The 15,755-nt window shown below is 65.7% G+C and carries 8 protein-coding genes; 7 read left to right on the top strand and 1 reads right to left on the bottom strand.

Going from position 1 to position 15,755, the window contains the following annotated elements; genetic code table 11:
- Window positions 1-19 precede the first annotated feature (19 nt).
- On the bottom strand, window positions 20-6,958 hold the full coding sequence (locus V9L21_RS09590) for a peroxidase family protein (protein WP_337311260.1): 6,939 nt from the start codon (window positions 6,956-6,958) through the stop codon (window positions 20-22).
- 197 nt (window positions 6,959-7,155) lie between these two features.
- Here V9L21_RS09590 and V9L21_RS09585 point away from each other — a divergent pair, with 197 nt between their 5' ends.
- From V9L21_RS09585 to gsiC, 7 genes are all read left to right on the top strand, one after another.
- Complete coding sequence (locus V9L21_RS09585; RefSeq protein WP_337311259.1) at window positions 7,156-8,550, top strand: TolC family outer membrane protein; 1,395 nt, start codon at window positions 7,156-7,158, stop codon at window positions 8,548-8,550.
- 76 nt (window positions 8,551-8,626) lie between these two features.
- A complete protein-coding gene (locus V9L21_RS09580) occupies window positions 8,627-9,079 on the top strand; it encodes a GNAT family N-acetyltransferase (RefSeq protein WP_337311257.1) in 453 nt (150 codons plus the stop codon).
- A 157-nt stretch (window positions 9,080-9,236) separates the two neighbouring features.
- Complete coding sequence (locus tag V9L21_RS09575; RefSeq protein ID WP_337311255.1) at window positions 9,237-10,199, top strand: MurR/RpiR family transcriptional regulator; 963 nt, start codon at window positions 9,237-9,239, stop codon at window positions 10,197-10,199.
- Entirely contained in the window at window positions 10,196-11,158 is a 963-nt protein-coding gene (locus V9L21_RS09570; RefSeq protein ID WP_337311253.1) for an isoaspartyl peptidase/L-asparaginase family protein, read from the top strand. The genes V9L21_RS09575 and V9L21_RS09570 overlap by 4 nt, the downstream gene beginning before the upstream one ends.
- 30 nt (window positions 11,159-11,188) lie before the next feature.
- The gene (locus tag V9L21_RS09565; protein ID WP_337311251.1) at window positions 11,189-13,066 is read left to right on the top strand and encodes a dipeptide ABC transporter ATP-binding protein; all 1,878 of its coding nucleotides are present in this window, start codon (window positions 11,189-11,191) and stop codon (window positions 13,064-13,066) included.
- A 71-nt stretch (window positions 13,067-13,137) separates the two neighbouring features.
- Window positions 13,138-14,688, top strand: coding sequence for a glutathione ABC transporter substrate-binding protein GsiB (gene gsiB / locus V9L21_RS09560; protein WP_337311249.1), 1,551 nt, complete (start codon window positions 13,138-13,140; stop codon window positions 14,686-14,688).
- 137 nt (window positions 14,689-14,825) lie between these two features.
- Window positions 14,826-15,746, top strand: a complete 921-nt coding sequence (gene gsiC / locus V9L21_RS09555) for a glutathione ABC transporter permease GsiC (RefSeq protein ID WP_337311247.1) — start codon at window positions 14,826-14,828, stop codon at window positions 15,744-15,746.
- Window positions 15,747-15,755 lie beyond the last annotated feature (9 nt).

Here is a 15,755-nt window from a genome sequence, read left to right as displayed (position 1 = left end):
CCGTGCCTTGCTTTGCCGGTCAGGCGAAGTCGAAGTTGGCCGCCACCACCGCCGCGTTGGCGCTGAAGGTGCCGATCAGCGTCAGTTCTCCAGCCGACGTTTCCCCTCCGCCGGCCTGCACCCATTGCCACAGCGAGAAGCTGTTGCCGTTGGTGTCGTTGATGACCAGCAGCGCGTCTTCGCCGGCGCCCGCGGTAATGGCGAACTCGGCGTTGAATGCCGCCGAAACCAACGCCGCGTTGCCGAGGTTGGCCGTGGTGACACCTTCACCGCCGGTACCGGTCAGCAGCAAGGCTTCGATGTCGGCGTTGCCCTGCCCGACCGTGACGTTCACCGTGCCGCCAGAGCCGTTGCCCGAAGCAAACAGGAAGTTGTCGTTGCCGTTGCCGTCGTCCCACGCAGTGTTGAGCGCTCCGGTGAACTCGATGCGGTCGTCCCCTGCCGCGGTCGGTCCGTTGGCGTCGAAGTTGCTGACCACGTCGCCGAACTCATCGGCCGCGCTGAACCTGAAGATGTCCTGCGCGTTGTCGTTCGCCACCCCCGAGTTGATGGTGTCGGCACCGATCCCGCCGATGAAGATGTCGCCACCGACGCCGCCGTTGATGATGTCGTTGCCCGCTCCGCCGTTGAGGGTGTTGGCTCCGGCGCCGCCCGTCAACGTGTCGTTGCCGGAGCCGCCCGTCACGTTCAGGATGCTGGCAATGGACGTGAAGCCCGACGCCGTGCCCGCCTGCAGGTTGACGGTGACCGCCGTTGCGGAGGTTCCATACGAGAGCGTGTCGGCATTGCCGCCAAGGTTGGCCGTGATCGACTCGACGCCGGTGACGGTGCCGCCCTCAACCGAGGTGATGGCGCCGTTGTAGACGACATCCAGCACATCGTTGTTGGCCACGCCCACGATATTCAACGTGTCGGTGCCGCCGCCGCCGTCAATGGTGTCGGCGCCGCCGCCGATCGCGTAGTTGAAGGTATCGTTACCTAAGCCGCCGTTCAGGACATTCGCGGCCGTGCTGCCGGAGATGGTGTCGGCGCCGGCGCCGCCGGTGAAGTTCTCCACAGATACCAGCACGTCGGAGTTGGCCGCATTGTTGCCGGAGCCCCCGACGATGATCGGCGCCGCGCCGCCCAGGTTCACCGTGAGTGCCGCCGTGTAGGCCGAGTAGTTGGCGGTGTCGGTGTTGGCGCCGCCGTCCAGCGTGTCGCGCACGTTGTCCACTGTTGCGCTCAGCGTGTCGTTGCCCGCTCCGCCGCTCAGCAGGTTGGCGACGCCGAGCCCCGCGGTTCCGCTCGCCGTCAGCGAGTCGGCGAAGGCGCTTCCCACCAGGTTCTCGATGCTCGAGAGCGTGTCGCTGCCCGCCCCGCCGGTGGCCTGCGCCGCCGCAATGGCCAGCGACACCGTGACGCCCGCCGTTGCCGTGGCATAGCTCGCGGTGTCGCTGCCGGCGCCGCCCGTCAGCACGTTGTTGCCTGCGTTGCCGGTGATCACGTTGGCTGCCCCGTTGCCGGTGCCGTTGATGTTGCCGGTGCCAAGCAGGGTGAGGTTCTCCACGTCCGCATCGGTGATGGTGTACGTGACGGTCGACTGCACGGTATCGGTGCCGCCACCTGCGCCCTCTATGACCGTGTCGGTTGCGCTGTCCACCACGAAGGTGTCGTCGCCCGCCCCACCGTTCATCGCGTCGTTGCCGACGCCGCCGTCCAGCAGGTCGTTGCCGTCGTTGCCATTCAGCGTGTCGTTGCCGATGCCGCCGGCCAGCAGATCGTCGTCGTCCCCGCCGTTGAGCGTGTCGTTGCCGTCACCACCCAGGAGCGTGTCGATGCCCAGGCCGCCGTTCAAGGTGTCGTTGCCGCCAAGTCCGCTCAGCGTGTCGGCCAGGTCGCCGCCGCTGATGACGTTGTTCAGGGCATTGCCGGTTCCGACGAACGGGTCGGCGTCGATGCCGGTGTAGGTCAGGTTCTCCACGTTGTCGACAAGCTCCAGCGAGTAGACGGTCATCTCGGTCTCGACTTCGTCCGTGCCTGCACCCACCGCCTCGACGACCACGTCGCCCACGTCATCCACGATGTAGGTGTCGTTGCCCGCCAGGCCGACCATCGTGTCCGCATCCAGGCCGCCGTCGAGCACGTCGTTGTCGCCAATGCCCGAGCCGCCCACCAGCAGGTCGTCGCCGAGCCCGCCGCTCAAGTTGTTGTCGCCGGTGCCGCCGAAGATCAGGTCGTTGCCGCTGCCTCCGATGATCACATCGTCCACGCCTTGCTCGCCGGCGATGAAGTTGTTGGCCGTCGAGGCGCCAAGATTCCTGGCACCGAACGGATCAGCCCTGCTGACCAGGTAGTCGTCCGCGCCGAGCAGGTAGCCCGCAAAGCTGCCGTCGTTGAAGTTGATGCGCTCCACGCCAGTCTGCGCGTCCGTGCCGTTGAAGTGGCCGTTGACGGTGACCATCTGCCCGTTGAAGTTGATGACGAGGTTGCCGTTGTTCGAGGCGCCGCTACTGTCCTGCGCATTGAGCCCCGTGAGCGCCGCGCCGCCGGCCTGAATGACGATGCGGTCGGCCGTTCCTCCGCTTGTCGCGTTGACGGGCTCGTTGATGGTGTCGCTTCCGTCCGCAAGGCCAAATACGTAGGTGTCGTTCCCCAGGCCGCCGTTGAGCGTGTCGTTACCCGCCCCGCCCACCAGCACGTCGTCCCCGGCGAGTCCGTTGAGCGTGTCGTTGCCGCCCAGCCCCAGCAGCAGATCGTTGCCCGCGGTGCCGTTCAGCGTGTCGGCGCCGGCCGTGCCCGAGATGATGCCAAGCGTGGCGTCGGTGAACTGAAGCCGCTCGATGCCGCTCAGCGTGTCGGTGCCCTCGGTCGCATCTATCCCGATGTCGGTCACGGTGAGCCTGCCGTTGGCGTCGGTGCCGAAGGCGTAGTTGGCCAGCGGCCCCAGGTAGGCGACGGTGTCGATGTCGGCAACAGCGTCGGCGTCCGACTTGATCGAGCGGACGATCGCCAGCTGGCCGGGGTTGATGGTGCCCGCGAACATCGAGTTGACCAGCGTCTTCATGCTGCTGTGCAGCGCGATCGGGGTGCCGGTGTGATTGGGGTCGTTGGCGGCGTAGACGCCGATCTGCACGTCGAGCCACTTGTCGCCGTCGATGATGTCGTCGCCACCGCGGCCCATGATGAGGTCGCTGCCGTCGCCGCCAAGGATGATGTCGCCCGCCATGTAGCTGGTGACTCCGGCGCCCAGCACGGCCTGCAGGCCCGCAATGCGCGCGATGCCGGCCGCGTCGAGCCTGCTGCCGGTGTAGCCCTCGGTGCCGCCCTGTGCGAACGGAAGCCGCTCGTCGGCAATAGTGTCGGCGCCGGTGAGCACGTCGTTGAACCGCGTGCCCGAAAGGCCTTCTACCGATTCGTAGGCATCCAGCGTTCCGTTCTGGGGTGGCGTCGGGTTCTCGTCGAACACGATGCCGCGCGTCAGGTCGGCATCGACGAAGGCTGTGTTGTCCTTGTAGGTCACCCAGTCCCAGCCCGACATGCCGGCCAGCTTGCCGCGGCCCGGGCTGCCCACCATGATGTCGTCGCCGCCCTCGGCAATGAACTCATCGAAACCGCCATCGCCCAGGAACACGTCGTGGCCGACGATGCCGTCTTTTGCGAAGATCTCGTCGAAACTGTCGCCGGGCGCACCGTCGAAGGTTCCGGTCTCGATCCAGTCGTCGCCCTCATTGCCGAGAATGCGCTCGGCGTTCTTGCTGCCGAGGATGAAGTCGTTGCCTTCACCCGCGAAGACTTCCGAGCCCGCATCGGTGCCCAGGACGATGAAGTCCTGCCCCTTGCCGCCCATGATCAGGTCGAGGCCCGGGCCGCCATGGACCACGTCGTTGCCGTCGCCGGCCTTGATGTTGTCGTCGCCGCCCAGGTCCCTGACGATGTCGTCGCCCGCCCCGGCATTGATGATGTCGTTGCCGGCGCCGCCTTCGAGGTTGTCGTTTCCGCCGTCGCCGTGAATGGTGTCGTCGCCCTCGCTCGCAATGATGATGTCGTTGCCCTCGGTGCCGCCGAGCACCACGTGCTGGTCGCCCGTATACCTGAGGTAGTTGGTGTCCGGCCCGACCGTGCCGGGGTTGTTGCGAACCACCAGCGGCGTCAGGATCCCGCCGCCTACCGGGTCGGTGCTCTCCAGGTCGCCGTCGCCGTCCAGGTCGTTGAACTGCCTTGCGATGTCCACCTCGAGCGCCAGGCCCGGGGTCGAGAACACGTCTGACGGCAGGTGCGTCGCGTTCGTGTTGGTCATGATCATTTCAGCGAAGGAGTTGTTCTCCATTTCGCCGAACAGGTGCAAGCCGTCGAGCCGCTGCAGATAGTAGAAGCGATCGCCGTTCTGCAAGCTCTCCATCTGGTTCTCGAACACGAAGTTGAAGGTCGAGCCAAGCATGCCGCCGAACGGAAGGATCTTTTCGGCCAAGCCGCCGATCCACAGGTCGACGTTGTCCAGGCCGGTGATGGTGACCCCATTGGCGTTGCTGGTCCAGGCACCCGTGCCGTTGAGGAAGTCGACCGCGTCCTCGGGTACCAGCAGCCCCCCGACCGAGGCGCCCGTGATGATCGTCAGCGCCGCGTCGCGCTTTCCCTCGATGGTGGTCTGCCCGGTGATGAGCTGGTGCGTGCCGTAGGCGGCGATGAAATTGATGATCGACGCTTCGTGCTTGAGATTGCCGGCAAAGTCCACCCAGCTGTCGTACGGCCGCAGTTCGGCGGCGTTGTTGGTTGCGTTGTAGAACTCGCGCCGGGCGGCGTTGAGCGACGGCACGCCCGTGTCGCGTCCCCGCGCCAGGTTGATGGTCGCCAGGTCGAGCGGAAGCCCCAGCAAGTTGTTGCGCAGCGCACTGGTCACGAACTCGTCGATCTCGTTGCCCACCTGCCGCGTCATGCCTCGGATGATCGCGCCGGCGGCGATTTCGTCGGTGATCGTGTGGCCGGAGTCGAACGCCACCGGATTGAGGAAGCCCTCGATCAGGCCGATGTCATTCGGGTTGAAATTCGGGTCGAAGCGATCGATAGTCTCGGTGAGCATCGAGTGCCCGAATCGGTAGACGACGTGCGCAAACTCGGCAACGATCGAAGGGTCGATGGTCACGTCGAAGCCGTCCGGAACGACGAACGCATTGATTTGCGGCTGCACCTTGCGCGCGAACTCCTCGAACACCAGGTGCTGGTATTGCATCTCGGTGGTGAACTTGGCGGACTGGAACAGGCGCTCGCCATCCCAGACCAGCGTGCTGAGGTCCACAGGCAAAGCCGCAACGTCTTCGAGCAGCCATTCGTTGAGGAAGGCCAGATCCCCGCCCGCCGCGGTGGAAAGAATGACTTCCTTGTTGTGATCGACCATGCGGTTGTGCTCGGCATGGAAGACATGGTGAACCGCGGTGAGGCCGATGTTCTCGTTCACGCGGCCGTCGCCGGCGATGAAGTGAGCGTCGAGGAGTTCGTTGTCGTACTCGGCGTCTCCGTTGCCCGGGTTGCCCAAGCCGATGGTGATGTCGCCGTCGGCGATCTTGCCGATGGGAACGGCTTCGTGCGCGATGTCGGCCAGGAAGGCATGGCCGGTGCGAAGCGCCAGTGCCGTCGTCGGATTGACGGGGCTGCCCGGCGTGCCGGACACCACGATGTCGTCTGCCGTGTTCGGAATGCCGTCGACGCCGATGCCCGTGATGACCTGCGCAAAGCCGGTCACCGGGTCGGGAATGAAGTTGCCGTACTGGTCCGTTCTGAGCAAGGGCACGCTGCCCACGTCGAAGTCGGTCAGCTGGATGCCCAGGAGCAGCGCTTGCGCCTTTACCTCGCCCCACGTCGCCATGCCGCCGTTGCCGCCTTCGATCAGCTTGCCGGTTGCAACCGGCACGCCCAGGTCATTCAACTCGTACTGCCGCAGGAACACCTGATGCGAGGAATGGGAGGTGTAGGTCTGGTTCTGATCGACGAACGATGTGGTGGTGTTCACCGGCCCGACGTCGTCGGCCGTTCCCATGATGCCGTCTTGTCCGGCGGAAACAGTGGCGCGCGTCAGCACCATGAAGTTGGTGTTGCTGCCGGGAACATAAAGCGGATCGTCCGGCTGCAGGGGAATGAAGACCGTGCCGCTGCCGCCCTTGTTGACGAGGTCGAGGCCGTGGTCGAAGAACTGGCCGAAGAGGGTGAACCATGAATTGAAAGACGCCGAGAGGCCGACGTCCGGGGAGATGTTGGGCAGGCTGACGTTGTCGCCTTCCATCACGATGCCGTAGGGCGCGACGGCGGCGTCGCGTACCGCGCGGGCGTCTTCCAGCGCGGTGACTGTCAATGCATGGTCCGCGTCGGCGGCGGCCGCCGCGTCGAGGGCGGCCTGCTCCTCCGGCGTTGGAGGCGTGTTGGGGTCGCCGTCGCCGAGTTCCTCCGCATCGGCCCGGGCGTTCTGCGCAATGACGCGGGCCTGGTACTCGGCATCGGAAGCGGGCTTGAAGGCCTGGTAGATGACGGTGATGGCCGCAAGGTCGGCCATGGAGTCGGCCGATCCGGCGCGGTCCAGGGCAGTCAGGATCGCGGCCGGGTTGCCCAGGGTCTGGTCGACCAGCAGGTTGGAGATGGTGCGCAGGCTGGAGTCGAAGACGAGCGAGTTCGGGTCGTTGCTCGGGGCATAGGTCGCCGACGTCGGCATTGCGGGTGCGGGGCCCGGCCCGTCGGGATCGAACAGCGTGCCGTCCGCAGGCCGGTACACCGGGTCCATCAGCGACGGGAACTGCTGGTCCGCCGCGCCCCACGTTTCATGAAGCAGGTTGTTGTACGTGCCATCGACCGTACGCAAACCCCAGCTGACGTTGTACGCAGGCACCAGGCCTCCTGGCCCGAACAACGGCTGCCCTGCGGCATGCGCCTCTGCGATCTTGATCTGCGCAAGGATGAACTCGAGGTCTGCTTGATTGACAGTGACTGACATGGCGCGGCTCCTCTGTGTGGTGGGAATGGTTGAAAGCGTTCGTTCCGCCACGGACGAGTCTTTGTCCCCACTCTTAAGATCGCCTTAAGGAAATGGTAGTAATTTCGAGCGACACACTGAAGCGTCTCGCGCACAGGGGCGCGGCTTCAGGCGAGTGATGACGGTCCGCAGAAGATCAACATCCGGAGGAGCGAAAAATGCAAACCACAAGCCGCGCTGCATCGGCGAGCAAGCCGTTCGCGCTGATGCTGGCGCTGGCCGCTGCGCCTGCATCGGCACAAAGCCTGGTGGAGCTGTACCAGTCAGCGCGCAGCTACGACGCCGTCTACCAAGGTGCGCGCGCCCAGTACGACGCGAGCGTGGCCAGGGCGGCACAGGCGCGCGCTGGGGTGCTGCCGGTCGTCAACCTCACGGCGGGGGCCTCTTTCACCGAGCAGGACGTGTCTGCCGGCAATGCCGCGTTCACGCGGGGCGTCAGCGCGCGAAACATCGGCATCAACCTGATCCAGCCTCTGTATCGCCCCGCCAACTGGGCCGCATACGAGCAAGGCAAGCGGCACGAAGAGATCGCACGGACACAGCTGACGCTGGCCGAGCAGGATCTCATCGTGCGCGTGAGCCAGGCCTATTTCGATGTGCTCGCAAGCCACGACACCCTGGCGCTGGTGCGGGCGCAAAAGGCGGCGGTGGCCGAACAGCTCGCCTTTGCCAAACGCAATTTCGAAGTCGGCACATCGACCATCACCGACGCGCGCGAAGCCCAGGCCCGCTACGACCTCGTCATTGCGCAGGAAATTGCGGCCGAGAACGACCTGCAGGTCAAGAAGCTCATCCTCGACCAACTCGTCGGGCAGGTGGGCAGCGTGCCGGTGCAGCTCGCCGCGCCGGTGGTGCTCCCCGGGCTGGCACCGGGCGACGTGGGTAGCTGGCTTGCGCAGGCCGAGGCCGCGCATCCGGCCATCGTTCAGGCGGCCCTCGCGGTGGAGGTTGCAACGCTCGAGGTCCGCAAGGCCGAGGCCGGGCACAAGCCGACGATCGACGCCCAGCTGGGCTACAACGTCAGCACCAATCCGCCAGGCAATTCGCCCAGCGCATCGTCGGACAAGGTGCGTGTGGCCGGGGCCAGCATAGGCGTGGTCTTCAACATGCCGCTATACGCCGGTTTCGCAACCGAGAACCGCGTGCGCGAGACGCTGGCGCTCGAAGACCAATCGCGCGCCTCACTGGAAAACGCGCGCCGCAGCGTTTCTGTCTCGACCCGTGCCGCCTACCTCGGCCTGGTGTCGGGTGCCAGCCAGGTGAAGGCGCTCGAGGCGGCCGAAGCATCGAGCCAGGTGGCCCTGGACGCCAACCGCATGGGCTACCGGGTGGGCGTGCGCATCAACATCGACGTGCTCAATGCGCAGAGCCAGCTTTACCAGACCAAGCGCGACCTGGCGCAGGCACGCTACAACGTGCTGCTGGGCGACCTGCGCCTGCGCCAGGCGAACGGCTCGCTCACGGCCGATGCACTTGCGGCGCTCAATGCCACTTTGGCGCTCGATGGCAGGCCGGCGGTCGACAGCGCCGCCCCTGTCACGCATCCGCGATAGCCCCGGCGAATGGCGGCGCGAGGCCGACGCGCGGCCGGGGTTCAATAAGATTCGCGGAGTCCAGAGAATCCTCCGCATGAACATTGCCCTCGAACACCCCGACCAGCCCGAAGTCGTCCAGCTCATCGAAGCACTCGACGCCTACCAGAAGCCGCTCTATCCGCCCGAGTGCCACTACGGCATCGACATTGCCGCGCTGTCGGCAGCGCATGTGTTGTTTGCGGTTGCGCGCGACGAGTGCGGAACGGCCGTCGGCTGCGGCGCCATGGTGCTGGAGCCCGCATACGGCGAGCTCAAGCGGATGTTCGTGCGGCCGGAAAACCGCGGGCGAGGCATTGCCGCAAAAGTGCTGGGCTTTCTGGAAAGCGAAGCGCTCGGCAAGGGATGCACGCGATTCACGCTCGAGACCGGCATCAGCCAGCCGGAAGCGCTGGCTTTCTACGCCAGCGCGGGCTACGTGAAGCGCGGCCCGTTCGGGAGCTACCCGGACGATCCGTTCAGCGTGTTCATGGAAAAAAGCGCCGCCTAGCCGCAGGCCGGCGATCTTCGCGCCCCTCTCGCATCGACCCCTCGCGGGCCCGAAATTTGCTCATTCGATCAAAAATGACAGAAAATTTTCTTTTTTGTCTTATATTTGTAAACTGATTTACATCAAACACTCCCCTTCGGAGTGCACGGCCCCACGAATGAGCACCAACGTAGACACCACCGGCACCACCGTGGCCCAGCGCATTGCGCAGGCGTTGCCGCGGCTGACGCGGTCGCATCGCCAGGTGGCCGACTACGTGCTGGAGCACCCGCTGCAGGTCGCCACGCTGCCCATCGATGAGCTTGCTGCACTGGTGGGCGTATCGGTTGCCACGGCCAACCGTTTTGCCCGGGCGTTGGACTTCGACGGCTACGCCACCTTCAGGGCCGAGCTCGTGCGCGGCTTCGAATCATTGGTGGCGCCGGTGGAGCGCCTGCGCGGCAACCTCGAGCATCCGACCACGGTGGCCGAGGTGTTTGCCACTGCGCTCGACGAGAGCCGCCGCAACATCGAAGCCACGCGCCAGTCGCTGGACTACGCCGCCTGCGAGGCCGCGGTGCAGCGCATCCTGAAGGCGCGGTCGGTGTACATCGGCGGCTTTGGTGCCAGCGCATGGCTGGCGGGGCTGTTGCAGCACGGCCTGGACGGCAGCTGCAACGACGTGCGAATGCTCTCCAGCGTGAGCGGCGTGACCCATGCCGCGCGCACGCTCATGCATGCGGGGCCGCAGGACCTGTTCATCGGCCTCACCTTTCCGCGCTACCTCACCGATACCGTGGCGCTGGCGCAGATTGCGCGCGGCCAGGGCTGCGCCGTGCTGGCGCTGACCGACAGGCCGAGTTCGCCGCTGGCGCCGCTGGCCGACGTGGCGCTCTATTGCCAGACCGAAACCAGCTACCGGCCGAACTGCGAAACCAGCGTGCTCGCATTGATCGAGGCGCTGACCAGCGCGGTGGCGCTGCGTGCGCCCCGCGCGGTGCAGTCCGCGAGCCGCATCCTGCAGGCGGTGCGCCCCTGGCTGCATGGCGCACAGGGCCTGGCGCGGGCGGAATTTGCCGCGCAACCCGCCAGCACCGCCCCAGCCGGCGCCCGCAAGAAAAAGAAGAAATCCTCCTCATGAAGAACAGCAGCAACATCCCGGTCATTGCCATTCACGGCGGGGCCGGAACCATCAGCGCCGCAACCACCAGCGCGGCGCAGGCGCAGGCCTATCACGACGCGCTGCAGAACATCGTGCGCGCCGCGCAGGCAGCGCTGCTCAAGGGCGCGTCCGCGCTCGACGCCACCTGCCTCGCGGTCGAACTGCTCGAAGAGTGCCCGCTCTTCAACGCGGGCCACGGTGCGGTTTTCACGCACGACGAAACCCATGAGCTCGATGCCGCCGTGATGGACGGCGCAACGCTGGCGGCGGGCGCGATTGCCGGCGTCTGCCACATTCGCCGCCCGGTGCGCGCCGCGCGCGCCGTGCTCGAAGACGGCGCCCATGTGCTGCTGGCCGGTGCGGGCGCCGAAGCCTTTGCGCGCGAGCGCGGGCTCGAAATGGTCGAGCCCTTTTTCTTTTCGACCGAAGCGCGCCGCCAGCAGCTCTACCGCGTGCGCGACACCGGACGCGTGGTGACCGACCACGAAGGCGCCGCCATGACGCCGCCGCTGGACGAAGACAAGAAGTTCGGCACCGTGGGCGCCGTGGCGCTCGACATGCACGGCCACCTGGCCGCGGCCACCTCGACCGGCGGCATGACCAACAAGCGCGTCGGCCGCATCGGCGACACCCCGCTGATCGGCGCCGGCACCTATGCGGACGACCGCACCGCCGCCGTCTCTTGCACCGGCAGCGGCGAAATGTTCATCCGCGTTTCGGCCGCCTACGACGTTTGTGCGCGCATGGCCTACGGCGGCGCCACGCTCGAAGACGCCACCCGTGCCGTGGTGCACCAGTCGCTACCCGCCATCGGCGGCACGGGCGGGCTGATCGCCATCGACCGCCACGGCAACCTGAGCCTCGCCTTCAACAGCGAAGGCATGTACCGCGGCCATGCCCGCGGCGACGAAGCCCCCGTGACGGCCATCTTCGCCTGACGCGCACGCATCCTCTTTTTCTCGCATCCCATGTCCTCCCCTGCCCTCGCCCTGCCAGACGGCCGCGTTCTCGCCGTCGACGATCTCACCGTTCGCTTCTCGACTTCCGAGCGCACGGTCGATGCCGTCAAGAAGCTGTCCTTCCATGTCGACCACGGCGAAACGCTTGCGGTGGTGGGCGAATCGGGTTCGGGCAAATCGGTCACCTCGCTCGCACTGATGCGGCTGGTGGAGCACGGCGGCGGCCGCATCCTCGGCGGGCGCATGGCGTTTCGCCGCCGCAACGGCGAAGTGCTCGACCTGGCGCAGGCGCGCGACGCCGAAATGCGCAACATCCGCGGCGCCGACATCGCGATGATCTTCCAGGAGCCGATGACGTCTCTCAACCCGGTGTTCACCGCCGGCGAGCAGATTGCCGAGGCCATTCGCATCCACCAGGGCAAGAGCAACGCGGCCGCGCGCGCCGAGGCACTGCGCATGCTGGAGCTGGTGCGCATACCTGAAGCGCGCAATGTGCTCGACCGCTTTCCGCATCAGCTCTCGGGAGGCATGCGCCAGCGCGTGATGATTGCGATGGCCTTGTCGTGCAAGCCGCAGCTGCTGATTGCCGACGAGCCCACCACTGCGCTCGACGTGACGATCCAGGCGCAAATTCTCCAGCTCATTCGAGAGCTGCAGAAAGAGATGCGCATGGGCGTGCTCTTCATTACGCACGACATGGGCGTGGTGGCCGAGATTGCCGACCGCGTGCTGGTGATGTACCGCGGCGACAAAGTGGAAGCCGGCAGTTCCGACACGGTCTTCGCCTCCCCCCAGCACCCGTACACCAAGGCGCTGCTGTCTGCGGTGCCCAAGCTTGGCGCCATGCAGGGCACCGACCTGCCCGCCAAGTTCGAATTGCTGCGTACCGAAGGCAGCCCCGACACCGTGCCGGTCGCCGACACCACGCCGCAAACGACGGTGCGCGCTGACGCAGGCCCGATCCTGCGCGTGCGCGACCTCGTGACGCGCTTCGACGTGCGCAGCGGCTTCTTCGGCCGAGTGAAGCGCCGCGTGCATGCGGTGGAAAAGATCAGCTTCGACCTGTACCCCGGCGAAACGCTGGCGCTGGTGGGCGAATCGGGCTGCGGCAAGTCGACCACTGGCCGCTCGCTGCTGCGCCTGGTCGAAAGCCAGAGCGGTGCCATCGAGTTCGGCGGCCAGAACATTCGCGAGCTGCCCACGCGCGAACTGCAGGCGCTGCGCCGCAACATTCAGTTCATCTTTCAAGACCCGTTCGCGTCGCTCGATCCGCGTGTGACGGTCGGCTTCTCGATCATGGAGCCGCTCTTGATTCACGGCATCGCCAAGGGCGCCGAGGCGCAGCAGCGCGTCGACTGGCTGCTGCAGAAGGTAGGCCTCCCGCCCGAGGTGGCGCAGCGCTATCCGCACGAGTTCTCGGGCGGACAGCGCCAGCGCATCGCGATTGCGCGCGCACTCGCACTCAACCCCAAGGTGGTGGTGGCGGACGAATCGGTGTCGGCGCTCGACGTATCCATTCAAGCGCAGATCGTCAACCTCATGCTCGACCTGCAGCGCGAGCTGGGCGTGGCGTTTCTCTTCATCTCGCACGACATGGCCGTGGTCGAGCGCATCAGCCATCGCGTGGCCGTGATGTACCTCGGGCAGATCGTCGAAATCGGCCCGCGCCGCGCCGTGTTCGAAGCACCGCAGCACGCCTACACCCGCAAGCTGATGGCCGCAGTGCCGGTGGCCGACCCGTCGCGCCGCCACAAGCCGCGCGCGCTGCTCGAAGGCGAGATCCCGAGCCCCATCCGCGCGGTGGGCGATGAGCCCGACGTGCCGCCGCTGGTGCAGGTTGCGCCCGGCCACTTCGTCGCACGGCACGCCGTGGGCGGAGCCTTCTGAGCGACAGGCAGATTTTTTCAACCCGCAGGCCCTCTCCTGCTTTTTTCCTCGAACCGACTGGAGTTCTTTCCATGAAGCAATCTTCTTCCTCCCTGCGATGGGCATCGGCACTGCTGGGCCTGGCCGCACTGGCGATGACCGGCACGGCAATGGCCGCGAAAGACGCGGTGCTGTCGATCGGCTACCAGCCCGAGACGCTCGACCCGTACAACACCAACACGACCATCACCACGGCCGTGACCAAGACCTTCTATGAAGGCCTGTTCCAGTTCGACAAGGACCTGAAGGTCCAGAACGTGCTGGCCGAAGGCTACGAAGTGTCGAAGGACGGCCTGGTGTACACCATCAAGCTGCGCCAGGGCGTCAAGTTCCACGACGGCACCGACTTCAACGCAGACGCCGTCAAGTTCACACTCGACCGCGTGCTGAACCAGGAAAACAAGCTGCTGCGCTACAACCAGTTCAACCGCGTGAGCAAGGTCGAAGCGGTGAACGCGAGCACGGTGCGCATCACGCTGAAGGAGCCCTTCGGCCCCTTCATCAACTCGCTGGCCCACGCCTCGGCCGCAATGATTTCGCCCACCGCGCTGAAGAAGTGGGGCAACAAGGACATCGCCTTCCACCCGGTGGGCACCGGCCCGTTCGAATTCGTCGAGTGGAAGCAGACCGAAGCGGTCAAGGCCAAGAAGTTCGACGGCTACTGGAAGAAGGGCTACCCCAAGGTGGACACGGTGCAATGGAAGCCCGTGCTCGAGAACAACACGCGCGCCGCCATGCTGCAAACCGGCGAAGCCGATTTCGCCTTCCCGATTCCCTACGAGCAGGCCGAACTGCTGAAGAAGAGCGACAAGCTCGAAGTGGTCGCCATTCCTTCGATCATCACGCGCTTCCTGGCATTCAACATGCTGCAGAAGCCGTACGACAACCCGAAGGTGCGCGAAGCCATCGGCTACGCCATCAACAAGGAAGCCCTGGCCAAGGTCGCTTTCGGCGGCTATGCCTTCCCTGCGCAGGGCGTGCTGCCGCAGGGCGTGAAGTTTGCCGAGAAGATGGCGCCCATTCCCTACGACGTGAAGAAGGCCAAGGAACTGCTGGCCGAAGCCGGCTACCCGAACGGCTTCGAGTCGGTGCTGTGGAGCGCCTACAACAACACGACCAGCCAGAAGACCATCCAGTTCGTGCAGCAGCAGCTCGCGCAAGTGGGCATCAAGCTGCAGGTGCAGGCACTCGAAGTGGGCCAGCGCACCGAGATGGTCGATGCATGGCCCGACGCCAAGACGGCCAAGGTGCGCATGTACTACACGGGCTGGTCTTCGTCGACCGGTGAAGCCGACTGGGGCCTGCGCCCGCTGTTCGCCTCGGAAGCCTGGGCGCCCAAGCTGAACAACATGTCGTTCTACAAGAGCGAGGTGGTGGACAACGCGCTGGCCAAGGCTCTGATTACCGTGGACGACAAGGAAAAGGCCGCGCTCTACAAGACCGCGCAGGAAGAAATCCGCAAGGACCTGCCGCGCGTGCCGCTGGTGACCGAGCAGAACCTGTCGGCGCACTCCAAGCGCCTGTCGGGCGTGTACGTGATGCCTGACGGCAACATCAACATCGACGCCATCTCGATTAATTGACCCACCCCCGAAGCGGCTCACTTCGTGTAGCCGCCTCCCCCTCAAGGGGGCGACACCTGCGGCGCGGCAAAGCCGGTTCCGCGGTGTCTCCCGACTAGGGCCCCAAAGGCTCCGAGAGGCCTGATCGCCTGTATGCCATGCTGAATTACTTTCTCAAACGACTGTTGGGGCTGATCCCGACGCTGCTCATCGTGGCGGTGCTGGTGTTCCTGTTCGTCCACATGCTGCCGGGCGATCCGGCGCGCCTTGCCGCCGGCCAGGAAGCCGACGAGCAGACCGTGGCCATGGTGCGCGCGGAGCTGGGCCTGGACAAGCCGCTGCCGCAGCAGTTCGTGAGCTTCTTCACCCACATGCTGCAAGGCGACTTCGGCACCTCGATCCGCACGCGGCGGCCGGTGGCAACGGAGATCGGCGAGCGCTTTTTCCCGACGGTGATGCTCACCATCACCAGCATGGTGTGGGCAGTGATTTTCGGCATGGGCATTGGCATCGTCTCTGCCGTGTACCGCAACAAATGGCCCGACCGCATCGGCATGACGCTGGCGGTATCGGGCATCTCTTTTCCTGCATTTGCACTCGGCATGCTGCTGATGCAGATCTTCTCGGTCCAGCTCGGCTGGTTGCCCACCGTGGGCGCCAGCAGCTGGAAGCACTACATCCTGCCTTCGATCACGCTGGGCGCCGCGGTGGCCGCCGTGATGGCGCGCTTCACCCGCGCATCGTTCGTCGAAGTGATCCAGGAAGACTTTGTTCGCACGGCCCGCGCCAAGGGCGTGCGCGAGCGCACCGTCATCATCAAGCACTGCCTGCGCAACGCGCTCATTCCAGTGGTGACGATGATGGGCCTGCAGTTCGGCTTTCTGCTGGGCGGCTCGATTCTTGTCGAGGCGGTCTTCAACTGGCCCGGCCTCGGCCGCCTGCTGGTCGATGCGGTGCAGATGCGCGACTACCCCGTCATCCAGACGCTGGTGCTGCTGTTCTCGCTCGAATTCATCCTGATCAACCTGGTGGTCGATGTGCTCTACGGCTACATCAACCCGACCATCCGCTACAAGTGAGGCAGCCGA

Origin of the sequence: Variovorax sp. CCNWLW235, from assembly GCF_037204085.1 — a bacterium.
Classification (GTDB): Bacteria; Pseudomonadota; Gammaproteobacteria; order Burkholderiales; family Burkholderiaceae_C; genus Variovorax.
This window is presented reverse-complemented; position numbering and strand designations above follow the sequence as displayed.

Bases quoted from the DNA above. Each gene is read 5' to 3' on its own strand.
- V9L21_RS09575 (WP_337311255.1), top strand. From the start codon at position 9,237: ATGAGCACCAACGTAGACACCACCGGCACCACCGTGGCCCAGCGCATT.
- gsiB (WP_337311249.1), top strand. From the start codon at position 13,138: ATGAAGCAATCTTCTTCCTCCCTGCGATGGGCATCGGCACTGCTGGGC.
- V9L21_RS09590 (WP_337311260.1), bottom strand. From the start codon at position 6,958: ATGTCAGTCACTGTCAATCAAGCAGACCTCGAGTTCATCCTTGCGCAG.
- V9L21_RS09565 (WP_337311251.1), top strand. From the start codon at position 11,189: ATGTCCTCCCCTGCCCTCGCCCTGCCAGACGGCCGCGTTCTCGCCGTC.
- V9L21_RS09585 (WP_337311259.1), top strand. From the start codon at position 7,156: ATGCAAACCACAAGCCGCGCTGCATCGGCGAGCAAGCCGTTCGCGCTG.
- gsiC (WP_337311247.1), top strand. From the start codon at position 14,826: ATGCTGAATTACTTTCTCAAACGACTGTTGGGGCTGATCCCGACGCTG.
- V9L21_RS09570 (WP_337311253.1), top strand. From the start codon at position 10,196: ATGAAGAACAGCAGCAACATCCCGGTCATTGCCATTCACGGCGGGGCC.
- V9L21_RS09580 (WP_337311257.1), top strand. From the start codon at position 8,627: ATGAACATTGCCCTCGAACACCCCGACCAGCCCGAAGTCGTCCAGCTC.